Source organism: Modestobacter sp. VKM Ac-2984, assembly GCF_026967985.1.
Lineage (GTDB): Bacteria > Actinomycetota > Actinomycetes > Mycobacteriales > Geodermatophilaceae > Modestobacter.
Genome location: NZ_JAPVBJ010000010.1, coordinates 1 through 23897, shown reverse-complemented (window position 1 = coordinate 23897; position 23897 = coordinate 1). Strand labels below are relative to the sequence as shown.

Below are 23897 nucleotides of genomic sequence, written 5' to 3'. Positions count from 1 at the left end.
CCGGTCCGGGCAGGGCGGCCGTGCCCCGTCGCACCCCGTCCATCCACCTCGACCCGCGGGGGTGCACGACGGCCCGTCGCAGGAGGCGTCATGCTGAGTCCCGTCCGCGCCCGCGCGGTCGCCGGTCCCTCGCCCCACCCGCTGAGCCGGACGTTCGCGGCGGGGCGGCCGCTGGTGTGCGGCGTCCTCAACGTCACCCCCGACTCCTTCTCCGACGGCGGGCGTTTCGCCAGCTTCGATCGGGCCGTGGAGCACGGGCACGTCCTGGCTGCCGAGGGGGCCGACCTGATCGACGTCGGCGGGGAGTCCACCCGGCCGGGCGCGCGCCCGCCGACCCTCCTGGAGGAGCTCGACCGGGTCGTCCCGGTGGTCGAGGCCCTGGCCCGGCAGGTCCCCGTGCCGCTCTCCGTGGACACGTCCCGTCCGGAGGTCATGCGGGCAGCCGTGGCCGTGGGGGCGAGCATGGTCAACGACGTCCGGGCCCTGCGCTCGCCGGGTGCACTGGCGGCCGCAGCGGAGCTGGGCGTGCCGGTGTGCCTCATGCACATGCAGCGCTCGCCGGAGGCCATGCAGGAGGACCCGCGCTACCGGGACGTCGTCGTGGAGGTGCGCACCTTCCTCGCCGAGCGGGTGCGCGCCTGCCTCGACGCCGGCATCCGGCAGGAGCACCTGGTGGTGGACCCGGGGTTCGGGTTCGGCAAGACGCTGGCGCACAACCTCGCACTGCTGGCCTCGCTCGACGCGGTCACCGGACTGGGGGTCCCGGTCATGGTGGGGCTGTCCCGCAAGTCGATGATCGGGCAGCTCACCGGGCGGGCGGTGGGGGATCGGCTGCCCGGCTCCCTGGCCGCGGCGGTCGTCGCGGTCCAGCGAGGGGCCACCCTGCTGCGCGTGCACGACGTCGCGGCCACGCGGGACGTCCTGGCCGTCCTGGACGCCGTGGACGGCGCCGGCTGAGGATCCCCGCGCACAGGCAGGTCCGTGGTTCAGATGACCGCGCGGATCGCCCGGTCGAAGCCCAGGACGTGCTCACGGGCGAGGTCGTCGGCCCGGTCGGCGTCCCCGGCGGCGATCGCGCGGAGCAGCTCGACGTGCTCCCCGACGTGCTCGTCCACCGTGGGCAGCCGGTCGAGGAACAGGCAGAAGATCCGGGTGGCGAGGTTGTCGTAGCGGATGAGGACGTCCTCCAGGTGGGGGTTGCCCGCGGCCCGGTAGATGGCCCGGTGCACCGCGAGGTCCCAGCGCATGAGCTCGGTCCGGTCGAGTCGGGAGACGTCGAACTCCTGGATCCGGGCAGCCAGCTCCTCGAGCTCGACCTGCGCCGCGCGGACGGCTCGCTCGGCGGCGCGGCGGGCGGCCAGCGGCTCGAGCTGGACACGGATCTCGGAGATGTGCGCCAGGTCGGAGATGTCCATCCCCGTCGCGAAGGTCCCCCGCCGCGGGTAGGACACCACGAGCCGGTCGCCCTCGAGGCGCTTGAGCGCCTCACGGACCGGGGTCCGACCCACGCCGAGGGCCTTGGCCCGCTCGTCGTCGTCGATCGGGTCGCCCGGCCGGATGTCCAACATGATCAGCTGGTCCCGGATGGCGAGGTAGGCCTTGTCGGCCAGCGAGGCGGCGGACGAGTCCAGGTCCAGCGCGGTAACGGTCACGGCCAGATGGTACGAGCTGGGCGTACGCGGGTCTTGCCTCTTCAGAGGGATCGACATACCTTCATCCTAGTTCTGATATACCAGCTGTGTACCTACGGCTCCGGCAGGTCCCAGCGCAGGGGAGAGCACGGATGACGATCAGCGCCTTCGACCTGTTCAAGGTCGGCATCGGTCCGTCCAGCTCGCACACCGTCGGCCCCATGCGGGCGGCCGCGTCCTTCGCCGCGCGCCTGCGCGACGAGCGGCTGCTCGCCCGGGTCGCCGGGGTGCGGTGCGAGCTGTTCGGCTCGCTCGGCGCGACCGGCCACGGGCACGGCAGCGTCAAGGCCGTCGTCCTCGGCCTCGAGGGGGAGGAGCCGGGCCTCGTCGACCCGGTCGCCGCCGAGCCGCGCGTGGAGACCATCCGCCACGAGGGGAAGCTCCGGCTGGCCGGCGACCACCTCATCGCCTTCTCGGTGGACGACGACGTCGTCCTGCACCGGCGCAAGCGGCTGGACTTCCACAGCAACGGCATGCTCTTCGTGGCCAGCGACGCCGACGGGGCGGAGCTGAGCCGGCGGGAGTACTACTCGGTCGGCGGCGGCTTCGTCCTCGACGAGGACGAGGCCGGGAACCCGGTGATCGTCGAGGACAGCACGCCGGTGCGGTACCCGTTCCACACCGGCGACCAGCTGCTGGCGCACACCCGCGAGACGGGACTCCGGATCAGCGACCTGATGCTGGCCAACGAGCTCTCCTGGCGCGGTGAGCAGGAGATCCGCGCGGGACTGCTGGACATCTGGTCGGTGATGCAGGAGTGCGTGGAGCGGGGCACCCGCACCACCGGCGTCCTGCCCGGCGGCCTGAAGGTCCGGCGGCGTGCGGCGTCGCTGCGGGCGCACCTGGAGGAGCACCCGGACGACGCGGACGCACTGCGGGCGATGGAGTGGGTGACGCTCTACGCCCTCGCGGTGAACGAGGAGAACGCCGCCGGCGGGCGGGTGGTGACCGCGCCGACCAACGGCGCCGCCGGGATCATCCCCGCCGTCCTCCACTACTACCGGGACTTCCTGGACCTCTACGACGAGGACGGCGTGGTCCGCTTCCTGCTGACCGCGGCCGCCGTCGGGCTGCTGTTCAAGGAGAACGCCTCCATCTCCGGGGCCGAGGTGGGCTGCCAGGGCGAGGTCGGCTCGGCCTGCTCCATGGCGGCCGCTGGTCTCGCCGAGGTCCTCGGTGGCACGCCCGAGCAGGTCGAGAACGCCGCGGAGATCGGCATCGAGCACAACCTCGGGCTCACCTGCGACCCCGTCGGAGGGCTCGTGCAGATCCCGTGCATCGAACGCAATGCGGTGGGTTCGGTCAAGGCGATCACCGCGGCGCGGATGGCCGTGCGCGGGGACGGCCAGCACCACGTCTCGCTGGACAAGGCCATCAAGACGATGCGCGAGACCGGTGCGGACATGAAGGACAAGTACAAGGAGACCGCCCGCGGTGGGCTGGCCCTCAACATCGTCGAGTGCTGAGGAGGCACCCATGTCCGATCCCTTCACCCTCACGCTGAGCTGCCCGGAACGTCCGGGCATCGTGCACGCGGTGACCTCGTTCCTGTTCGCGCACGGCTGCGACATCGTCGAGCACCAGCAGTTCGACGACCCCGCCCGCGGGCAGCTGTTCCTGCGCACCGAGTTCGTGTGCACCGAGGCCACCGACGCCGACCGCCTGGCGGAGGGGTTCCAGGCGGTCGCCGACGACTTCGGCATGACCTACCAGATGGCCGGGGGCAAGAAGCAGCGGGTGCTCGTCCTGGTGTCCAAGCTCGGCCACTGCCTCAACGACCTGATCTTCCGCTGGCGGGCCGGCAGCCTCGGCGCCGAACTCGTCGCCGTGGTCTCCAACCACGAGGACCTGCGCCCGATGGCGGAGGCGGCCGGTCTGCCGTTCGTGCACGTCCCCGTCACGCCGGTGACCCGGCGGGAGGCCGAGGCGCGGCTGCTCGAGCTCGTCGACGAGCACCGGGCCGACCTGGTCGTCCTGGCCCGCTACATGCAGATCCTCTCCGACGAGACCTCCGCCGCCCTGCACGGTCGGGCGATCAACATCCACCACTCGTTCCTGCCGGGCTTCAAGGGCGCCAAGCCCTACCACCAGGCCTTCGACCGGGGCGTCAAGCTCGTGGGCGCGACTGCCCACTACGTCACGGCCGACCTGGACGAGGGCCCGATCATCGAGCAGGAGGTGATCCGGATCGACCACACGTACGACCCGCGAGGACTGGCCACCGTCGGACAGGACGCCGAGGCCCTGGCGCTCTCCCGCGCGGTGCGCTGGCACAGCGAGCGGCGCGTGCTGCTGAACGGGAACAGCACCGTCGTCTTCCGTTGACCGGGGTCCTGCGGCACCCGCGGTAGGAGCGGGGGCCACAGCAGGTGCGCGCGAGGCAGCTGACGGGGGATGCTCACCGGAGAGCTCGCTCTTCTCTGCAACGACGCGGAAGACCAGAGGTGCTGCATGACGCCTGACCTGCCGGGGCCCCCTGCCGGTGACCGCCCCGTGGCCGCCCGGTGAGCGGTGCCCCGCCCGGCGACCGGGACGCGGACGCCGTCGTCCCGGTGTTCTTCCTGTCCGACAGCACCGGGATCAGCGCGGAGACGATGGGCAACGCGCTGCTCATCCAGTTCCCCGACGTGCACTTCGAGCGCACCCTCGTCCCGTTCATCTCCTCGGTCGAGGAGGCGCGCGAGGTGGTGGCCCAGCTCGACGATGCCATGGACGGGCCGGTCACCCCGCTGGTGTTCACCACCGCCGCCGTCGACGAGGTGCGCGAGGAGCTGCTGAAGACCAAGGCCCCGATCATCGACTTCTTCGGCATCCACATGGGCCGGGTCGAGGAGCAGCTGGGCACCCGCGGGCTGCGGGAGGCCCGGCGGCTGCACGGGGTCGGCGACGTCCGGCGGTACAACAGCCGGATGGCGGCGATCGAGTTCGCCATCGAGCACGACGACGGGCTGAGCCCCCGCGGGCTGGACCGGGCCGACGTCGTCCTGCTCGCGCCGTCCCGGTGCGGGAAGACGCCGACGGCGATGTACCTGGCGCTGCAGCACGGCCTGTTCGTGGCCAACTACCCGCTGGTCGACGAGGACCTGGAGACCACCGACCTGCCCCGCCCGGTGAAGGACCTCCGGGACCGGTGCTTCGGGCTGACCACCACGGTCACCCGGCTCAGCCGGGTCCGCCAGGAACGGCGCCCGGACTCGCGGTACGCGTCGGAGGACCAGTGCCGCTACGAGCTGCGCCGGGCGACGGCGATGTACGAGACCCACTCCCTGCCCACGGTCGACACCTCGGCGGCCTCCGTCGAGGAGATCGCCGCCGTGGTGATCCAGACCCTGGCCCGGCAACGGCGCAGCTCCGGCGTGCCCTCGATGTCCGGCCACGACCTCCGCCGAGGAAGGACCCCCCGACCATGAGCACCGACACCGCATCCGAGGCACCGGCCGGCAGCACCCCGAACGGCAACACCCCGGGAGGCGACGGGGACGAGGCCGACAACGTCCGCTGGTTCGCCGAGCTCGGCCTCGGCGACCTGGAGGTCGTGGGCGGGAAGAACGCCTCGCTGGGGGAGATGATCTCGAACCTGGCCGACGCCGGGGTCAGCGTCCCGGACGGTTTCGCCACCACGGCCGCGGCCTACCAGCGCTTCCTCGGCGACACCGGGCTGGCGGCCCGGATCGCCGAGCGGCTGCGCACGCTGGACACCGACGACGTCCGGGCGCTGTCCGCCGCCGGCACGGAGATCCGCCGGGAGGTGGTCTCCCAGCCGTTCCCGCCGGCGCTGGAGGCCGACATCCGGGCCGCGTACTCCCGGCTCGCCGGCGACGACGCCGAGGCCTCCTTCGCGGTGCGCTCCAGCGCCACCGCCGAGGACCTGCCCGACGCCTCCTTCGCCGGCCAGCAGGAGACCTTCCTCAACGTGCGGGGGATCGACGCGGTGCTGCAGGCGGTCCGGGAGGTCTACGCCTCGCTCTACAACGACCGGGCGATCGCCTACCGGGTGCACCACGGCTTCGACCACGAGTCGGTGTCGCTGTCGGCGGGCGTGCAGCGGATGGTGCGCTCCGACGTCGGGGCCTCGGGCGTGCTGTTCACGATGGACACCGAGTCCGGTTTCCGGGACGCCGTCTTCATCACGTCGGCCTACGGGCTGGGGGAGGGCGTGGTGCAGGGCGCGGTCAACCCGGACGAGTTCTACGTCTACAAGCCCGCCCTGCGCGCCGGGCGCCCCGCCGTCCTCAAGCGCGGTGTGGGGGAGAAGGCCACCAAGATGGTCTACACCGACTCCGCCGAGGTGGGCCGGACGACGGAGTTCGTCGACGTCGACCCCGCCGACCGCCGGAAGCTGTCGCTCACCGACGACGAGGTGCACGAGCTGGCCCGCCAGGCGCTGAAGATCGAGGAGCACTACGGCCGGCCGATGGACATCGAGTGGGGCAAGGACGGCCTGACCGGGCAGCTGATGATCCTGCAGGCCCGCCCGGAGACGGTGCAGTCGCGCTCCGGGAACACCTCCGAGCGCTACCGGCTCACCGGCACCGGGGACGTCGTGGTCGAGGGCCGGGCGATCGGGCAGAAGATCGGTGCGGGCGTGGTCCGGGTGCTCACCGACATCGACGAGATGGACTCCTTCACCCCCGGCGACGTGCTGGTCGCCGACATGACCGACCCGGACTGGGAACCGATCATGAAGCGGGCCTCGGCGATCGTGACCAACCGCGGCGGGCGCACCTGCCACGCGGCGATCATCGCCCGCGAGCTCGGCATCCCCGCCGTCGTCGGCACCGGCACCGCCACCCGGGCGCTGCGCGACGGCGACCCGGTCACCGTCTCCTGCGCCGAGGGCGACACCGGCCTGGTCTACGCCGGCGAGGTGGGCTTCGAGGTGGCCGAGACCGAGCTGGACGCGATGCCGCAGATCCCCACCAAGATCATGATGAACGTCGGGACGCCGGAGCAGGCCTTCGCGTTCTCCCGGCTGCCGCACGCCGGCGTCGGGCTGGCCCGGCTGGAGTTCGTCATCAACCGGCAGATCGGCATCCACCCGCGTGCGCTGCTGGAGCTGGAGACCCTCGAGCCGGAGCTGAAGGCGCAGATCGAGGAACGGATCGTCGCCTACCCCTCGGCGCGGGACTTCTTCGTGCAGCGCGTCGCCGAGGGTGTCTCGATGATCGCCGCGGCGTTCGCGCCCGAGCCGGTGATCGTGCGGATGAGCGACTTCAAGTCGAACGAGTACGCCAACCTGCTCGGCGGGGAGCGCTACGAGCCGCACGAGGAGAACCCGATGCTGGGCTACCGCGGGGCGTCGCGGTACCTGTCGGCCGACTTCGCCGACTGCTTCGCGATGGAGTGCGAGGCGTTGCGGTACGTGCGGGACGAGATGGGGCTGACCAACGTCAAGATCATGATCCCGTTCGTCCGGACCGTGGCGGAGATCGAGGGCGTGGTGCGCCTGCTCGGCGAGCACGGCCTGCGCCGCGGGGAGAACGACCTGTCGGTGGTGATGATGTGCGAGCTGCCGTCCAACGCGCTGCTGGCGCACGAGTTCCTCGACCACGTCGACGGGTTCTCCATCGGCTCCAACGACATGACCCAGCTGGTGCTGGGCCTGGACCGGGACTCCAGCCTGGTGGCCGGCAGCTTCGACGAGCGCAACCCGGCCGTCCTCGCCGTGCTGGAGATGGCGATCAAGGCCTGCCTGGAACGGGGCAAGTACGTCGGCATCTGCGGTCAGGGCCCCAGTGACCACCCCGACCTGGCCGAGTGGCTCGTGGCCCAGGGGATCGAGTCGATGTCGCTGAACCCGGACACCGTTGTCGACACCTGGCTGCACCTGGCCAGGACCTCCCGCCCGGCCTGACGGCAGGCCGCGGACACCGCCCGCGGCGCGGGAGGTGACGCGCCTGGCGACCGCCGACCCCGGCCGCTGGGGCGCGGGCCTCAGTCCCGGCGGTGCGCCGGCCCGCGCTTGGTCCGGTACATGGCGGCGTCCGCGCAGGCGAGCAGCGATGCCGGTTCGTCGGCGTCGACGGGGAAGACCGCGGCGCCGGAGCTGGCGCCGATCCGCAGCACCGCCCCGGGCAGCTGGAGCGGTGTCTCGAGGGCGGCCCGCAAGTGCTCCTGGACCCGGCGCACCGTCTCCTCGGCGGTGGGGCGGCCGACCTCGTCCGGGTGGACGAGGCCGGGGAGCCCGGCGAGGACCACCAGGAACTCGTCGCCGCCCAGCCGGCCCAGCAGGTCGCCGGCGCGGACGGCCGCGCGCAGGCGTGCGGCCGCCCCGACGAGTGCGGCGTCGCCGACGGCGTGGCCGAAGCGGTCGTTGACCGCCTTGAAGTCGTCGAGATCCAGCAGCACCGCCGCCACGCTCCCGCCGCTGCGCCGGGCGCGGCGCAGCTCCAGGTTCAGGTGCTCCAGGACGTGCGCCCGGTTGGGGAGCCCGGTGAGCTCGTCGTGGTGGGCGAGGTACGCCGTCCGTCGCTCCCGGTCGACCCGTGCGGTCACGTCGAACTGGCTGCCGATGAGGTGCGTGACCTCGCCGTGGGCGTCCCGGACGGCGCTGATGTGCATCTCGTTCCAGAACGCCGATCCGTCCCGCCGGTAGTTCAGCAGGACGGCGTCGACCTCCCGGCCGGCGAGCAACCGCCGCCCGATCGGGTGCACCTGGTTCCGGTCGGTGTCCGGCCCCTGCAGGAAGCGGCAGTTGCGGCCGAGCACCTCCGCCTCCCGGTAGCCGGTCATCCGCAGGAACGCGGCGTTCGCGTAGACCAGGGGCTGGTCGTGGCGGCGGGCGTCGGCGATGACGACGCCGTTGCGCGCGACCGACACGGCTCGCAGCATCAGATCCGGCAGCTCGGTCTCGGTGACCCGTGGGACGGGGGCGGCGGCCGGTGCCGGGCGCGGCGCCGGGGCCGTCCCGGTGGCCGCCGGACGGGTCTTCTCCAGCAGCAGCCCGGCCGCCTCGAGCACCCGCGTCCGGTCGTAGGTGAGCACGTAGTCGAGCCGGCGACCGGCGGCACCCGCCCCGGTCCGGTCGCCGCGACCGTCCTCCGGGACCTCGCGGGCGGCCAGCGCGGCCGCGAAGTGCGGGCTCACCACGGTCACGACCCACTCGTCGTTCAGCAGGTCGTCCGCGTCCAGTGCGGTGCCCACCACGCCCGGCGCGGGCTCGTCGGGCATCCCCGCGCCGGTCACCGCGGTCAGTGCGGTGAGCCGGCCGAGCGTCTCGTACCGGCGGCGGGTGCGCGCGCTCATCAGCTCGGCGTGCTGGAAGTTCGCGAGGACCACGGTCTGCTCGTCCAGCAGCAGGGCCTGGCGCTCGACCTGCCGGGTCATCGAGGCCAGCAGCGCCAGCCCGGCCCGCTGCGGGGCCGAGGCCGCGGTGAGGACGGCGAACGGGGTCACCGGACCGGTCACCCCGGCACCGTGCGCAGGAGGGAGCGGCCGCAGCGGCAGGGCGCGCATGCCGGTGGCCGGCAGCTCCCCGGGACGGCCGAACATCCAGCCCTGCCCGAGGTGCGCGCCCATCGCGAGCGCACGGTCCAGGTGCTCCTCGGTCTCGATCCCCTCGGCCAGGATGAGCGCACCGGAGCGCTCGGCGTCGGCGCGCACGGCGTTGACCACCGCGGCCGCCTGCAGGCTGGTGTGCCCGCGCACCAGCGCCAGGTCCAGCTTGATCACGTCCGGCCGCAGGAACGACACCAGCGCGAGCCCGGCCGGCTCGGCGCCGACGTCGTCCAGCGCCACCCGCCAGCCGATGGCGCGGGCGCCCCGCACGCCGCGGACGAGGTCGGCGGGGCGCTCGAGGAGGTCCCGCTCGGTCACCTCCAGGACCACCTGCACCCCGGCCGGGGTCAGTTCCTCGAGCTCGGCCAGGTCGGCGCAGGACAGCGTGGACAGCGTCGCCGGCTCGATGTTCACGAAGAGCGTCGTCGGCTCGGCCGCCGTCGCCATCCCGCACAGCGCGGCGCGCAGGCAGGCGGTGTCCAGCGCGGCGGTCGTCCCGGCTGCCGCGGCGGCCGCGAACAGCTCGGTCGGGGACTCCGGCGCCCCGGCCCCGCCCCGGGACAGCGCCTCCACGGCCACCAGCGCGCCGTCGGACAGGTCGACGATCGGCTGGAACAGCGACTGCACGGCGTGCCCTCCGCACACCCCTGGGGTCATGGGCCGAGCCTTCCACGCCGGACGGGTCGGCGCGGGTCGTGGGGGCGTGCCGATCCGGCGAGCGCCGGCTGCGCTCCCGGTGGGTGCAGGAGCCTCGGTGCAGCGTTCCCGCTGGTCGGTCCGGCACCCCGCGACGACGCGTGCACCCCCGTTCCGAGATGCTGTGCCCGTCAGCCTCGCTGGGTGCGGGCGCGGCCCCGCCCGGGGTGCTGGCTGATCGGAACGACGGAGGAGACCCCCATGCCGGCTGACCAGTTGCTGGACGAGGCCACGCGGATCGCCGATGCGCTGCTCGACGTCCAGACCCGGGTGAACGCCCAGATCGACGCCGCACTGACCGAACTGCTGCCCGGGGTGCAGCAGCGACTGGGTGCCGGGCCGGCGCCGGACGTCGACGTGAGCGACCTGGGGAACGCCCGGATCACCGGCCTGAGCGTCGTCGTCACCCCGGCTGCGGTGGCGACCGTCGTCCCGCTGTCGGCGGAGTCGGCCGCCACCACCCGGGACGCGCGTCGCGTCACGGCGGCCATCGTCGGCGGCGCCGACGACCGGCTGGCCGTCATCGCCGGTCCCTGCTCGATCCACGACCCGGCCGCCGCCCTGGAGTACGCCGCCTTCCTCGCCCGGATGCGCGCGCGGCACGGCGCGGACCTGGAGATCCTGATGCGGACCTACACCGAGAAGCCGCGGACCGAGGTGGACTGGAAGGGGTTCGCCTACGACCCGTTCCTGGACGGCTCCAGCCGGATCAGCGTCGGCCTCGTCGCCACCCGGATGCTGATGGGCGCGATCACTGCCCTGGGGGTCCCGGTGGCCGCCGAGCCGCTGAACGCGCTCACCCCGCAGTACGTCGACGGGCTGGTCACCTACAACGGCGTCGGGGCCCGCAACGTCACCGACCAGACCGCCCGGGAGCGGGTGTCCGGCTTCTCCTCCGTCGTCGGCTTCAAGAACTCCCCGGAGGGCAGCATCGACGTGGCGATCCAGGCCGTGCTGACCGCGCGGGCGCCGCACCAGTTCCTCGGCGTGGACCACCACGGCGTGAGCGCCCAGCTCTCCACGAGCGGCAACGACACCGGTCACGTCATCCTGCGCGGCGCCAAGGACGGCCCCAACTACTCGGCCACGCACATCGCCGCCACCAAGCGCGCGCTGGCCGCCCGCGGCCTGCCGGAGGTCCTCGTCGTCGACGCGTCGCACGGCAACAGCCAGAAGGACCACCGCCGTCAGGTCGACGTCGTGCACGACCTGGCCGGGCAGGTCGCCGGCGGCGAGCAGGCGATCCGCGGGGTGATGATCGAGAGCAACCTCGTGGCCGGGCGGCAGGACCTGGACCAGCGGCACCCCGAGCGCCTGGAGCACGGCATGAGCGTCACCGACGCCTGCGTCGACCTCAGCACCACCGAGGAGCTGCTGGCGGAGCTGGCGGAGGCGTCCCGGGCGCGGCGCGCGGCCTGACCGGCAGCGGGGTCACGCGGTCGACGCGAGCCGTCCGGCCAGGGTGACGTCGACCGTCAGCACGCAGGGGAGCCGGTGCAACCGGGCGGCCACCAGGTCGACCTCGCCGGGGGCGGCGACCAGGTCGAGGCTGATCGTCCACCGCTCGTCGGTGGTCTCCTCGGCCGACAGGCGGGTGAAGCCGTGCCGCCGTCCGGTCAGCACGGTGAGGACGCGTTGCAGGCCGATCGCGTCGGTGACGACGACGCGCAGCTCGGCCGCGGCGTGGGCGGTGCTGGGGTCGTGGGCGGTGCTGTGACGGGTGGGCATGGGTGCCTCCGGGCCGGGTGGCCCTGGTCAGCGGGGGAGCGACCTCGACCGACGTGCCCTCGGACCCACCGGCGCGAGGGTCAGTCGCCGAGGGGCCCGCAGGGAATCAGCTGCCCGGTCACAGGAGCACGCTAGCCCGGCAGTGGCCTGCGCCACAACCGCCGGGGACCCGCGAGCCGCGCGGGGGCCCGCAGCGGGTGGATCTGCGGCACGCTGCCCACGACGCCGCACCGCATCCTGCCGCAGAGGAGAGACGTGAGCCCCGCACCGGAGCACGCCGCTGACCGTCACGACCGGATCCGCGTGCTGGGGGCGCGGCAGAACAACCTGAAGGACGTCAGCCTCGAGCTGCCGAAGCGCCGGCTGACGGTGTTCACCGGCGTCTCCGGCTCGGGCAAGAGCTCGCTGGTGTTCGGCACCATCGCGGCGGAGTCGCAGCGGCTGATCAACGAGACCTACAGCGCGTTCGTGCAGGGGTTCATGCCCACGCTGGCCCGTCCGGAGGTCGACCTCCTCGACGGGCTGACCACCGCGATCATCGTCGACCAGGAGCGGATGGGCGCCAACCCCCGCTCCACCGTCGGCACCGCCACCGACGCCAACGCGATGCTGCGCATCCTGTTCAGCCGGCTCGGCACCCCGCACATCGGCCCGCCCACGGCGTTCTCCTTCAACGTCCCGACGCGGAAGGCGAGCGGGGTGATGAGCACGGAGAAGGGCGGCCGGGTCGAGAAGGCCGTGGTCAAGGACGTCGTCTACCTCGGCGGCATGTGCCCGCGCTGCGAGGGCATGGGCTCGGTCTCCGACTTCGACCTCTCGGCGCTGTACGACGCGAGCAAGTCGCTGGCGGAGGGGGCGCTGACGGTGCCCGGCTACAGCATGGACGGCTGGTACGGCCGGATCTTCGCCGGCGCCGGGTTCGACATGGACAAGCCGATCGGCAGGTACAGCAAGAAGGAGCTGCACGACCTGCTGCACAAGGAGCCGACGAAGATCAAGGTCGAGGGCATCAACCTCACCTACGAGGGCGTCATCCCGAAGATCCAGAAGTCGATGCTCAGCAAGGACGTCGAGGCGATGCAGCCGCACGTCCGCGCCTTCGTGGAGCGCGTGATCACGTTCCAGACCTGCCCCGGGTGCGACGGGACGCGGCTCACCCCGGAGGCCCGGTCGTCGAAGGTCGCGGGCAAGGACATCGCCGAGCTCTGCGCGATGCAGATCAGCGACCTCGCCGGCTGGGTCCGCGCGCTCGACGAGCCTGGGGGCACCTCCCGCGCGTACGGTGGCGTCAGCCACGCGTGGGGGACCGTCGCCCCGCTGCTGACCGGCCTGCGGCACCTGCTCGACTCGTTCACCGACATCGGGCTGGGCTACCTCTCCCTCGACCGGCCGGCCGGGACGCTGTCCGGGGGCGAGGCCCAGCGGACCAAGATGATCCGCCACCTGGGGTCCTCGCTCACCGACGTCACCTACGTCTTCGACGAGCCGACCATCGGCCTGCACCCGCATGACATCGAGCGGATGAACGACCTGCTCCTGCAGCTGCGGGACAAGGGCAACACGGTGCTCGTGGTCGAGCACAAGCCCGAGATGATCGCGATCGCCGACCACGTCGTCGACCTGGGCCCCGGCGCCGGCACCGGCGGTGGCGAGGCCGTGTACGAGGGCACCGTCGCGGGACTGCGGACCAGCGGCACGCTGACCGGCCGGCACCTGGACCACCGGGTGTCCCTGAAGTCCGCGGTGCGCACCCCCACGGGGGCCCTCGAGGTGCGCGGCGCGAGCACCCACAACCTCCGAGACGTCGACGTCGACATCCCGCTCGGCGTGCTGGTGGTGCTCACCGGGGTGGCCGGGTCGGGGAAGAGCTCCCTGGTCCACGGCTCGGTCGCACCCCGGGACGGCGTGGTGGTGGTCGACCAGGGGGCGATCCGCGGCTCGCGGCGGAGCAACCCCGCGACGTACACCGGCCTGCTCGATCCGATCCGCAAGGCGTTCGCCAAGGCCAACGGCGTCAAGCCGGCGCTCTTCAGCGCCAACTCCGAGGGCGCCTGCCCCACCTGCAACGGGGCCGGCGTCATCTACACCGAGCTCGGCGTCATGGCCACCGTGGCGTCCCCCTGCGAGGAGTGCGAGGGGAAGCGGTTCCAGGCCGCGGTGCTGGAGCACGAGCTGGGGGGCCGGGACATCGCCGAGGTGCTGGCGATGTCGGTCGCCGAGGCCGAGGAGTTCTTCGGCGCCGGACAGGCACGCACGCCGGCCGCGCACAAGGTCCTCGACCGGCTCGCCGACGTCGGACTCGGCTACCTCACCCTCGGCCAGCCGCTCACCACGCTGTCCGGCGGGGAGCGGCAGCGGCTCAAGCTGGCCACCCAGATGGCGGAGAAGGGCAGCATCTACGTCCTCGACGAGCCGACCACCGGCCTGCACCTCGCCGACGTCGAGAACCTGCTCGCCCTGCTCGACCGGCTGGTCGACGGCGGCACGTCGGTGGTGGTCATCGAGCACCACCAGGCGGTGATGGCGCACGCCGACTGGATCATCGACCTCGGCCCCGGCGCCGGTCACGACGGCGGCCGGATCGTCTTCGAGGGCACCCCGGCCGACCTCGTCGCCGGCCGCACCACCCTGACCGCCGAGCACCTCGCCGCCTACGTCGGCAGCTGAGGCCCGGCCCGGGGAACCGGCCGGGCCTCAGCGCAGGACGGCGGCGACCTTTCCGGCGGCGGCGACCACGGCCCGGCCGATCTGCTCGACGTCGCTGTCCCCGTCCACGAACACCACGGCGAGCGCGGCGCGGGCCCCGCCGTCCGGGCCGAGGACCGGCGCGGCGATCGACCGGATGCCGGGGATCACCTCGCCGTGCGAGCTGGCCCAGCCGGTCCGCCGCGCCTGCTGGAGCACCACCCGGTCGTCGGCTGCCGGTGGCTCCGGCATCAGCAGGGCCAGCCCGGGGGCGCCGCGGCCGACCGGGTGCCGGGTGCCCGGCCGGTAGGTGACGTGCGCCCGGGTGTCCTGGGGCTCGACGCTGGTCACCGTCACGGCCTCGTCGCCGGCCCGCACCACGAGGAAGGCCGTCATGCCCAGCTCGGTGGACAGCTGGTTGAGCCGGGGGAGCGCCGCGGCGTTGAGGTCCGTGCGCACCCCGCGGGCCAGCGCGGCGATCCCGAGCCCCAGGCCGTAGTGGCCCAGCGGGTCGCGTTCGACGAGCTGGTGGTCCTCCAGCGTGCGCAGCAGCCGGTAGGTGATCGACCGGTGCAGGTCCAGGGCACGGCCGATCTCGGTCACCGGCTGCGGGGTGCCCGCACTGGCCAGGTGCTCGAGGACCCGGATGCCGCGGTCCAGCGTCTGCGACTGCGGAGCACCCCCGCTGTCGTTCGCTGGCATCGCCGTCCCCCTGTGGTCGTGGTGGTCCACCCTAGGCCGCGGGCACCGGCCCGGCTCAGCCGTTGATCACCTGGGGGACCGCCACGGCCTTCAGGCCCTCCGCGCCGAACTCGAGCCCGTACCCGGACCTCTTGTGCCCGCCGAAGGGGATCATCGGGTGCACCCCGCCGTGGGCGTTGATCCAGACGGTGCCGGCCTCGAGCCGGGCGGCGACGGCGCGGGCGGCGTCCCGGTCGCTGCTCCACACCGAGGCGCCCAGGCCGACGTCGAGCCGGTTGGCCATGGCGACGGCCTCCTCGAGGTCGTCGTAGCGCACGATCGGCAGCGCCGGCCCGAACTGCTCCTCGGCCACCAGCGGGTTCTGGTCGTCGATGTCGGCGACCAGGGTGGTGGGGTAGAAGTGGCCGGGGGCGTCGGTGTCGGGGTCGCCACCGGTCAGGATCGTGGCGCCGGAGTCGCGGGCGGCCTCGACCAGCCGCGCGACGATCTCGTACTGGGCGCGGTTCTGCAGCGGGCCGAGCACGTTCTGCTCGTCCAGGCCCCGGCCCATCGGCATCGCCTTCGCCACCTCGACCAGGGCCGCGCAGACCTCGTCGTAGACGTCGGTGTGCACGTACAGCCGCTTGAGCGCGGCGCAGGTCTGGCCGGTGTTGATGAAGGCGCCCCAGAACAGGCCCTCCGCGATCGCCTTCGGGTCGACGTCGGGCAGCACGATGCCGGCGTCGTTGCCGCCCAGCTCCAGCGTCAGCCGCTTCACCGTCTCCGCGGAGCTCTTGATGATCGCCTGCCCGGTGGCGGTGGAGCCGGTGAACATCACCTTGTCCACTCCCGCGTGGCTGGACAGCCGGGCGCCGACGTCACCCTCGCCGGCCACGCCGGTGAGGACGTCGGCGGGGAGGACGCCGTTGAGGACGTGCAGCAGCGCCAGCACGCTCAGCGGGGTGTGCTCGGAGGGCTTGACGACCACGGTGTTGCCCATCCGCAGGGCGGGGGCGACCTGCCAGATGGTGATCATCATCGGCCAGTTCCACGGCCCGATGGCGCCGACGACGCCGACCGGGCGGTAGTGCAGCTCGGCGTGGGTGTCCCCGTCGTCCACGACGGTCTCCACGGGCAGCTCGGTGGCGGCGGTGGCCCGCAGCCACGCCGAGCAGGCGCCGACCTCGAACCGGGCGTTCGGGCCGTTGAGCGGCTTGCCCTGCTCGCGGGAGAGCAGCTCGGCCAGCGGCTCGGCCGCGGCGTCGATCGCGTCGGCCGCCTTCAGCAGCAGGTCGATGCGCTCGGAGTCGGCGCGGGCCGCCCAGGCCGGCTGGGCGGCGCGGGCGGTGGCCACGGCGCGGTCCACGTCCGCCGCGGAGCCGAAGGCGACCCGGCCGACGACCTCGCCGGTGGCCGGGTCGAGGACCTCGCGGCCGTCGGGGTCGGTGACGGCGGTCAGCAGGCGCTCGTACGTCGGGGTGTCCGACGCGGTGTCGACGGGCGTGGCAACGGTGGGAGTGGTCATCGTCGGCCTCTCAGGTGGGTGGTGCCGGGTGGACGGGGAACGGGGGTGGTGCCGGGACGGGTGGTCAGCGGGCCGGTTCGACCCGGCCGGTGACCTCGCCGAAGGAGATGCGGGAGCCGTCGGGGCCGGGGGCGCTGGCGGTGATGACCACCTCGTCGCCGTCCTCGAGGAAGGTGCGGGTGGAGCCGTCGGCCAGGGTCAGCGGCTCCTTGCCACCCCAGGACAGCTCGATGAAGGAGCCGCGCTGGTCGGCGCCGGGACCGGAGACGGTGCCGGAGGCGAAGAGGTCGCCGGTGCGCAGCGACGCACCGTTGACCGTGAGGTGGGCCAGCTGCTGCGCCGGGGTCCAGTACATGAGCTCGAACGGCGGCCGGCTGAGCACCTCGCCGTTGAGCCGCACCTCCAGGCTGATGTCCAGCCCCCAGCGCTCGCCGTCGTCCCGCAGGTAGGGCAGTGGCTGCGGGTCGCGGGCCGGCGGGTCGACGCGGGCTGCCTCGAGCGCGGCCAGCGGCACGACCCAGGGGGAGACCGAGGTGAGGAAGGACTTGCCGAGGAACGGGCCCAGCGGCACGTACTCCCAGGCCTGCAGGTCGCGGGAGGACCAGTCGTTGACCAGGCAGACCCCGAACACGTGGTCGGCGAACCGGCCGACGGGCACCGCGGTGCCGAGCTCCGAGCCCGCGCCCACCACGAACCCGACCTCGGCCTCGATGTCCAGCCGCTGGGAGGGCCCGAAGGTCGGGGCGTCGTCGGCCGGGGCCTTGCGCTGACCGCACGGGCGGACGACGGGGGTGCCGGAGACCTGCACCGTGCCGGCCCGGCCGTGGTAGCCGATGGGCAGGTGCTTCCAGTTCGGGGTGAGCGCCGCGGAGTCCGGGCGGAACATCTTCCCGAGGTTCTCCGCGTGGTGCTGCGAGCTGTAGAAGTCGACGTAGTCGGCGACCTCGATCGGCAGGTGCATCCTCACGTCGGCCCGCGGCAGGAGGTGCGGCTCCACGGCACCGCGGTGCGCGGAGTCGGTGAACCAGTCGACGAGCTGGGCGCGCAGCGCCGCCCAGGCCGCCGGCCCCTGCGCCAGGAAGGCGTTGAGCGTGCCGGTGGCGTGCACGTCGTCGCCGGTGGCCGCGGCGAGGTCCAGCACCTGGTCGCCGATCGCGATCCCCGTCCGGGGCGCCGTGCCCGCGGTGGAGAAGACGCCGTGCGGCAGGTTGGCGAGCCCGTAGCCGGTGTCGGCGGGCAGGTCGAGCCAGGAGGCGGTCACGGCTGTCGTGCCGGTCATGCGGACGGCCCGCGGCCGGACCAGGACCAGGCGTACTTGCCGTCGTCGGAGGCGACGCCGGCCTCGCCGAGGTCCAGCGGCCGGAAGGTGTCGACCATGACGGCGGTCTCGTCGAAGTACTCGGCGCCCAGCGAGCGCTCGACCGCGCCCGGCTGCGGGCCGTGGCTGTGCCCGCCGGGGTGCACGGAGATCGAGCCCTTGCCGATCCCGGAGCCCTTACGGGCCTCGTAGTCGCCGTCGACGTAGAACATGATCTCGTCGGAGTCGACGTTGGAGTGGTAGTAGGGCACCGGCACCGCGAGCGGGTGGTAGTCGACCTTGCGGGGCACGAAGTTGCAGATCACGAAGTTGTTGCCCTCGAAGACCTGGTGCACCGGCGGCGGCTGGTGCACCCGGCCGGTGATCGGCTCGTAGTCGGCGATGTTGAAGGCGTACGGGTACAGGCAGCCGTCCCAGCCCACCACGTCGAAGGGGTGCTCCGGTGTCACGTGCACCGTGCCGGCCAGCCCGCCGGGGCCGTTGCCGCGGTGCTTGACGTAGACCTCGACGTCGGTGCCCTCGGCCACCAGCGGTTCGGTGGGGCCGCGGAGGTCGCGCTCGCAGAACGGGGCGTGCTCCAGGAACTGCCCGTACCGGGACAGGTACCGCTTGGGCGGGGCGATGTGCGAGTTCGCCTCGATGGCGTAGGTGCGCAGCGGGTCGGTGCCGGATGCCGAGGCGCCGGTGGGGACCCAGCGGTGCGTCGTCGTCCGCGGGATGATCACGTAGTCGCCCTGGCCGACCTCCAGCGCGCCGAACGAGGTCTCCACGACCGCCGACCCGCGTTCCACGTAGACGCACTCGTCGCCGGTGGCGTTGCGGTAGTACGGGCTGGTCAGCGAGCTGACGGCGTAGGAGATCCGCACGTCGGCGTTGCCCAGCACCAGCCGGCGGCCGGTCACCGCGTCGGTGGCCTTGTGCTCCTCGCCGGGGAACAGGTCGTGCAGCTTCAGGTGCCGGGGGACCAGCGGGGCGTTGGGGGTCAGCGTCTGGTCGGGCAGCTCCCACGGCCGGGCGTCGACCAGCGCCGACGGGATGCCGGAGTGGTAGAGCAGCGAGGAGTCCGAGGAGAACCCCTCCTCGCCGATCAGCTCCTCGGAGTACAGGCCGCCGTCGGGCCGACGGTGCTGGGTGTGCCGCTTGGGTGGGACGCTGCCCACCTGCCGGTAGAACGCCATCGCGGGACCTCCTGGGGTCAAGCAGGGACGGGGGAGAGTGCGGGGCTGGACAGCAGCCGGGCCACCGCGGGGGCGACGTCGGCGGGTCGGGTCAGCACGGCGGCGACGTGGGCGTCGGGGCGGAGCACCCAGGTCTCGTCGGGGCGGGCACCCAGCGCCTCGCGCAGGGTGCCGTCGGCGTCGAGGTCGCGGACCCGGTGGACGGCGACCGGCAGGCCGCCGTGCGGCTGCTCGGGCAGCGGGGGCGCCGCAGCGTCGTCCCCGAGCAGCACGGTCACCCCGGCCCGGGCCAGCTGCCGGAGCCGGACGAGGTCCGGCCGGCCGGGCACGGTGACCGGGGCGTCGGGCGCCAGCACCCCCGGCGCCGGCACCGGGACGTCGCCGCGCACCGGCCGGCCGGGGAACGGGCGCCGGCCGTCGGGGGTGGTGAGCGGGGAGTCGACGTACCAGAACGGCTCCGCCAGGCGGCCGGAGTCGACCTCGGCCCGGGCCGCGGGATCGGTGGTGGCCCGCTCGAGCACCGTGAGCCGGTGCTCGGCCTCCGCCGGGGTGCCCGGCACCAGGAACCGCATGGTGGCCCCGGTCACGTCGAGGTTCTCCACGGCCGCGGCGTGGCGCTCGTCGTGGTAGCTGTCCAGCAGCGTCTCCGGCGCCCAGCCGCGCAGGACGAAGGCGAGCTTCCAGGCCGCGTTCTCGGCGTCCAGGACCCCGGAGTTCAGGCCGCGGGCGCCGAAGGGGGAGACCAGGTGGGCGGCGTCCCCGGCCACGAGCACGCGCCCGACCCGCATCCGGTCCACGACCCGGGAGTGGAACCGGTAGACCGACTTCCAGACGATCTCGTAGGGCCGGTCGCCGATGACCTGGCGGATCCGCCGGTCCAGCCCGCCGGAGGCCTCCTCGGCGGCCAGGTCGAACTCCGGCGGCACCTGCCAGTCGATCCGGAAGGTGGAGTCCGGGCAGGGGTGGATGAGCACCTGGCGGCCGGGGTTCCACTCCGGGTCGAAGTAGAAGCGCCGCTCGGTCTCCCAGCCGGGCAGGTCGGTGCGGATGTCGCAGATGAGGAACTGGTCGCCGAAGGTCTGCCCCTCGAAGGTCAGGCCCAGGGCCGTGCGGACGACGTCGGCGCGCGGGCCGGCGCAGGCGACCGCGTAGCTGCCGGCGACGGTCGTCCCGTCGGCGCGAGAGACGGACACCCCGGCGTCGTCCTGCGCGATGCCGGTGACCTCGTGGCCCCAGCGCACCTCGATCAGCGGCTGGGCGGCGATGGCGGAGTCGAGCAGCTCCTCGGTGAGGCACTGCGAGACGTTGACGAACGGCGGGAACGGGGACCGCCCGCGGTCGACGAACTCGAAGCTGAACAGCTCGTGGTCACGGTGGAAGGTCCGCGCGGTGGTCCAGGTGACGCCGCGGCGGGCGAGCTCCGCCCCGACGCCGACGGAGTCCCAGACGTCGAGGACGTCGCGCTGCTGGCAGATCGCCTTGCTGCCGACCAGGTCGCGCTCGGGCCGGCCGTCGAGCACGACGACCGGGAGGCCCCAGCGGGCGAGCAGCAGGGCGGTGGTCTGGCCGACCGGGCCGCACCCGATGACGACGACCGGCGCCGTCCCGGGGTCCTCGGGGGTGGTCATCGCGGGTGAGGTCATCGCCCGATCAGCCCTGCAGCTCGTCCCACACCTGGCGGTCGCGCTCGGCGGTCCAGATGACCGGGCGCTCGATGCCGCTGAACTCGTCCCACAGGCGCTGCACGTCGAAGGGCAGGCAGTGCTCGAAGATCGGCCAGTGCCCGAACTTGGGCGCCAGGGCCGCGTGGGTGGCCTCGAAGGCCTCCTTGAGCGTCCCGCCGGCGCGGTGTGCGGTGCCGACCGTCTCGTGCATGGTGGTGAGGAAGGCCCGGGTCTGCTCGATCGCGGCGTCCACCTCGTCCCGGCCGCGGGCGATGGCCCCCCGGCCGCCGATGAGCTGCTCGGCGCCCAGGGCCTTGATCCGGTCGAGGGTGCCGGTGGCCCAGTCGAAGTGGAAGGCGTCGCCGGTGTAGAGCGCGGCCTGGGACTCGACGAGGTCGCCGGCGAAGAGGATCCCGTGCTTGGGGATCCAGGCGGTGATGTCGCCCTCGGTGTGGCCGCGGCCGTGGAACTCCAGCACCAGCTCGCCGCGGTCGCCGCCGAGCTCGATCGTCAGCTTGTCGCGGAACGTCATCGTCGGCCAGGTGAGCCCGGGGATCGACTCGGGCTCCTCGAACAGCCGCGGCATCCGGCCGTACTCGCTCTCCCAGTCCTGCTGGCCGCGCTCGGCGATCAGGCCCTTGGTCTGCTCGGAGCTGATGATGGCCTCGGCGTCGAACGCGCTGGCGCCGAGCACCCGCACGGCGTGGTAGTGGCTGAGCACCAGGTAGCGGACCGGCTTGTCGGTGTGCTCGCGCAGCTTGGCCAGCCAGCGGCGGGCGGCGACCGGGGTGGCCAGCGCCTCGAAGCAGACGAGGAAGTCCTCGCCCTCGATGGCGCCGAGGTTCGGGTCGCCCTCGGCGGTGAGCGCGTACACGCCGTCGGCGAGCACCTCGAGGGTCTGCTCCTTGACGCCGAGGTCTGCGGATGAGGCGAAGGGCTTCGCTGCCATGAGGGCTCCCGTGCACAGTGGATGCTCGCTCGCATATCGAGCGATGCGTTCTCTTACCGGCTCAGCGTAGTGACCCTGTGGTCTGGGACACAACCCCTCGGGCGACGTGGGACGCCGGTGCAGCGGAATGCGATGGCCGGCGTGCGAGCATCGCCGGGAGCGGGCGCCGGGACCTGCCGTGGACGAGGGAGTCGAACGCGTGCCGGACGAGGCGCCCACGGTCCGCCGCTTCCCGATGCGGGTCTACGGAGCCGGGCGGGAACCGGACCCGCGGTTCAGCCTGGCGAACGAGCGCACGTTCCTCGCCTGGATCCGGACGTCGCTGGCGCTGGTCGCCGCCGGGGTCGCCCTGGAGGCGCTGGAGCTGCCCATCGCGGAGGGGCTGCGGCTGGCCAGTGCGCTGGTCTTCATCGTGCTCGGCCTGCTCGCCCCCGCCCAGGCGTGGCTCGGCTGGGCGGCCACCGAGCGGGCGATGCGGCAGGGCCGTCCGCTGCCCGCGCCCCGGCTGGGCGTGGTGCTGGCCGGCGGCACCACGGTGGCCGGGCTGCTGGTCCTCGCCGGCCTGCTCCTGCGGTGACGCGCGGCTCCGACCCGGTCCTCGACCTCGGGCTGCAGGCCGAACGGACGGCGCTGGCCTGGCAGCGGACCGCGCTGGCCATGGCGGTCGGGGCCCTCGTCGCCGGGCGGCTGGCCGGCCCCGCGTTCGGCGCCGTCTCCCTGGTGGTGATCCTGCTGGGCGTGGTCCCGGCGGTGGTCGTGCTGGAGGTGTCCCGCCGCAGGTACCGCGCCGTCCACGACGCGCTCCGCGCCCGGGGAGACCTCGCGGCCATCCGTTCGGCCGGAGGCCCCATCGCCGCGCTCAGCTGCGCGGGCCTGCTGGTGGCGTTGCTGGCGCTGGCCTTCGTCCTGCTCCGCTGACCCGGGGGCGAACTACTCGGCGGTGGACTCCTCGATGATCGTGGCCACCAGGAAGGCCTCGTCCTCCCACTCCTCGTACTGCTCGTCCTCCAGGTCGATCCCGAGCTGCGACTCGACCTCCGCGACGTCGAACTCCTTGGCGGCGGTGGCGGCCACGGTGACCAGCAGGCCCGGCTCGAGCCCCACGATCTCGTCGGGGGCCACGACCAGGACTGGTTCGACCGACTCGTCGCCGGGGCCGACGAGGGTGAAGGAGGTCGGGCTCAGCACCTCCTCGACCCGGCCGAGCACGGTCACCTCGGTGCCCGCGTAGACGTCGACGTCGTTGGCGAACTCCTCGTCGTACTCGCCGGTGTAGGGGTCGGTGAAGTCGTCCTCGCCCCGGATGTCGGAGACGTCGGTCTCACCGACGGCGAGGCTCCCGTCGCGCTCGTCTTCGCCACCACAGCCGGACAGTGCGAGGAGGAGGGCGGTGGCGGCACCCAGCAGGGGTGCGCCGGTGATCGGCTTGCCGCGGGACGACAGCATGACGGGGCTCTCCTCGAGGGTGGGTCTGGCGATGTGCGGACGGCTCCGTCCACCCCTTCCCACCGCGACCACGGGGCCAAACCGGTGTGCGGCGACCGTCGTGTCGCCCGGAGACCTGGTGGGCGCAGGGACCGCGGACCCCGTCGGGTGGTGACCCGAGCACAGCGGCGGAGCGCCTTCCTCCCTCGGGCGAGGGTTGCTCCCCTCGTACCGACGCCTACCATGGCGTTGATCCGTTTGCGGCCCGAGCGACCGACTGCTGCGCCAGGCAGTCGCACGGGCCGCCGACAGGTGTCGGTGCTCCCCTGCACCTCACCCCCCGGCCTCTCCGCCACCCGTCCCCGGTGTGCGATGCCGACTGGCATCGTCAGGAAAGGCGAACATGAGCATCACCGAGATGAAGGACCCGGCCATCAAGGACCAGGCCCCCGCCGCCACCGCCGACCAGGCCCCCGCCGCCGACGCCCCACCGCCCATGACGGCAGCCGACGTGATCACCACGGCCGCGCCGGCAGAGGAGGACGCGCCCGAGGACACCGACGGCGGTGCTGCCGCGGCCGCGTCCGAGTGGGACGACGAGGAGGACACCCTCGCGCTCCGCCAGGCGCGCAAGGACGCCGAGCTCACCGCGTCCACCGACTCCGTCCGCGCCTACCTCAAGCTCATCGGCCGCGTGAAGCTGCTCACCGCCGAGGAGGAGGTCGACCTCGCCCGGCGGATCGAGGCGGGTCTCTACGCCGGCCACAAGCTGCACGAGGCGGTCGAGGGTGGCGGGAAGCTCGCCACCCAGCTGCGGCGTGACCTGACCTGGATCGTCCGGGACGGCGAGCGCGCCAAGG

General features: G+C 73.3%; 20 protein-coding genes. 10 read left to right on the top strand and 10 right to left on the bottom strand.

Annotated elements, in window-relative coordinates; genetic code table 11:
- The first annotated feature begins 90 nt into the window (after positions 1-90).
- Positions 91-957 carry a dihydropteroate synthase gene (gene folP / locus O2W16_RS18540; protein ID WP_269160302.1) on the top strand — a complete coding sequence of 289 codons (867 nt, stop codon included), beginning with the start codon at positions 91-93 and terminating at the stop codon, positions 955-957.
- Between the two features lie 29 nt (positions 958-986).
- Here folP and O2W16_RS18535 read toward each other — a convergent pair whose 3' ends face one another.
- On the bottom strand, positions 987-1652 hold the full coding sequence (locus tag O2W16_RS18535; RefSeq protein WP_269160301.1) for a GntR family transcriptional regulator: 666 nt from the start codon (positions 1650-1652) through the stop codon (positions 987-989).
- A gap of 131 nt (positions 1653-1783) precedes the next feature.
- Between O2W16_RS18535 and O2W16_RS18530 the strand changes: the two genes are divergently transcribed.
- The 4 genes from O2W16_RS18530 (at position 1784) to ppsA (ending at position 7545) form a co-directional block, all read left to right on the top strand.
- Entirely contained in the window at positions 1784-3157 is a 1374-nt protein-coding gene (locus tag O2W16_RS18530) for an L-serine ammonia-lyase (protein WP_269160300.1), read from the top strand.
- A 10-nt stretch (positions 3158-3167) separates the two neighbouring features.
- Positions 3168-4016, top strand: coding sequence for a formyltetrahydrofolate deformylase (gene purU, locus O2W16_RS18525; protein ID WP_269160299.1), 849 nt, complete (start codon positions 3168-3170; stop codon positions 4014-4016).
- 179 nt (positions 4017-4195) lie between these two features.
- Positions 4196-5101 (top strand): pyruvate, water dikinase regulatory protein, encoded by a 906-nt coding sequence (locus O2W16_RS18520; protein ID WP_269160298.1) that lies wholly within the window; start codon positions 4196-4198, stop codon positions 5099-5101.
- Positions 5098-7545 carry a phosphoenolpyruvate synthase gene (gene ppsA, locus O2W16_RS18515; RefSeq protein WP_269160297.1) on the top strand — a complete coding sequence of 816 codons (2448 nt, stop codon included), beginning with the start codon at positions 5098-5100 and terminating at the stop codon, positions 7543-7545. Before O2W16_RS18520 ends, ppsA begins: the two co-directional genes overlap by 4 nt.
- Positions 7546-7625: 80 nt before the next feature.
- On the opposite strand, the gene O2W16_RS18510 is transcribed toward ppsA, so the two are convergent.
- Positions 7626-9845, bottom strand: a complete 2220-nt coding sequence (locus O2W16_RS18510) for a diguanylate cyclase domain-containing protein (protein ID WP_269160296.1) — start codon at positions 9843-9845, stop codon at positions 7626-7628.
- Between the two features lie 240 nt (positions 9846-10085).
- Between O2W16_RS18510 and O2W16_RS18505 the strand changes: the two genes are divergently transcribed.
- On the top strand, positions 10086-11303 hold the full coding sequence (locus tag O2W16_RS18505; RefSeq protein ID WP_269160295.1) for a 3-deoxy-7-phosphoheptulonate synthase: 1218 nt from the start codon (positions 10086-10088) through the stop codon (positions 11301-11303).
- Positions 11304-11315: 12 nt separating this feature from the next.
- On the opposite strand, the gene O2W16_RS18500 is transcribed toward O2W16_RS18505, so the two are convergent.
- Positions 11316-11612 carry a hypothetical protein gene (locus O2W16_RS18500; protein WP_269160294.1) on the bottom strand — a complete coding sequence of 99 codons (297 nt, stop codon included), beginning with the start codon at positions 11610-11612 and terminating at the stop codon, positions 11316-11318.
- A 255-nt stretch (positions 11613-11867) separates the two neighbouring features.
- Between O2W16_RS18500 and O2W16_RS18495 the strand changes: the two genes are divergently transcribed.
- Positions 11868-14279 carry an excinuclease ABC subunit UvrA gene (locus tag O2W16_RS18495; RefSeq protein WP_269160293.1) on the top strand — a complete coding sequence of 804 codons (2412 nt, stop codon included), beginning with the start codon at positions 11868-11870 and terminating at the stop codon, positions 14277-14279.
- 27 nt (positions 14280-14306) lie between these two features.
- On the opposite strand, the gene O2W16_RS18490 is transcribed toward O2W16_RS18495, so the two are convergent.
- The 6 genes from O2W16_RS18490 to O2W16_RS18465 form a co-directional block, all read right to left on the bottom strand.
- Positions 14307-14999 carry an IclR family transcriptional regulator gene (locus O2W16_RS18490; RefSeq protein ID WP_269160292.1) on the bottom strand — a complete coding sequence of 231 codons (693 nt, stop codon included), beginning with the start codon at positions 14997-14999 and terminating at the stop codon, positions 14307-14309.
- A gap of 55 nt (positions 15000-15054) precedes the next feature.
- Positions 15055-16503, bottom strand: a complete 1449-nt coding sequence (locus tag O2W16_RS18485; RefSeq protein ID WP_269160291.1) for an aldehyde dehydrogenase family protein — start codon at positions 16501-16503, stop codon at positions 15055-15057.
- Positions 16504-16567: 64 nt separating this feature from the next.
- Positions 16568-17782, bottom strand: coding sequence for a fumarylacetoacetase (fahA, locus tag O2W16_RS18480; RefSeq protein ID WP_269160290.1), 1215 nt, complete (start codon positions 17780-17782; stop codon positions 16568-16570).
- On the bottom strand, positions 17779-18999 hold the full coding sequence (locus tag O2W16_RS18475) for a homogentisate 1,2-dioxygenase (protein ID WP_269160289.1): 1221 nt from the start codon (positions 18997-18999) through the stop codon (positions 17779-17781). The genes fahA and O2W16_RS18475 overlap by 4 nt, the downstream gene beginning before the upstream one ends.
- A 17-nt stretch (positions 19000-19016) precedes the next feature.
- Complete coding sequence (locus tag O2W16_RS18470) at positions 19017-20642, bottom strand: FAD-dependent monooxygenase (protein WP_269160288.1); 1626 nt, start codon at positions 20640-20642, stop codon at positions 19017-19019.
- Between the two features lie 7 nt (positions 20643-20649).
- On the bottom strand, positions 20650-21612 hold the full coding sequence (locus O2W16_RS18465; RefSeq protein ID WP_269160287.1) for an MBL fold metallo-hydrolase: 963 nt from the start codon (positions 21610-21612) through the stop codon (positions 20650-20652).
- Positions 21613-21790: 178 nt separating this feature from the next.
- On the opposite strand from O2W16_RS18465, the gene O2W16_RS18460 reads away from it, so the two are divergent.
- Both O2W16_RS18460 and O2W16_RS18455 read left to right on the top strand, forming a co-directional pair.
- Positions 21791-22189, top strand: coding sequence for a YidH family protein (locus O2W16_RS18460; protein ID WP_331253770.1), 399 nt, complete (start codon positions 21791-21793; stop codon positions 22187-22189).
- Positions 22186-22530: a DUF202 domain-containing protein gene (locus tag O2W16_RS18455; protein WP_269160286.1), complete on the top strand. Its 345-nt coding sequence runs from the start codon at positions 22186-22188 to the stop codon at positions 22528-22530. The genes O2W16_RS18460 and O2W16_RS18455 overlap by 4 nt, the downstream gene beginning before the upstream one ends.
- Before the next feature lie 12 nt (positions 22531-22542).
- On the opposite strand, the gene O2W16_RS18450 is transcribed toward O2W16_RS18455, so the two are convergent.
- Positions 22543-23058, bottom strand: a complete 516-nt coding sequence (locus tag O2W16_RS18450; protein ID WP_269160285.1) for a hypothetical protein — start codon at positions 23056-23058, stop codon at positions 22543-22545.
- Positions 23059-23440: 382 nt separating this feature from the next.
- Between O2W16_RS18450 and O2W16_RS21625 the strand changes: the two genes are divergently transcribed.
- On the top strand, positions 23441-23897 hold a 457-nt coding region (locus O2W16_RS21625; RefSeq protein ID WP_331253769.1), incomplete at its 3' end, for a sigma-70 factor domain-containing protein.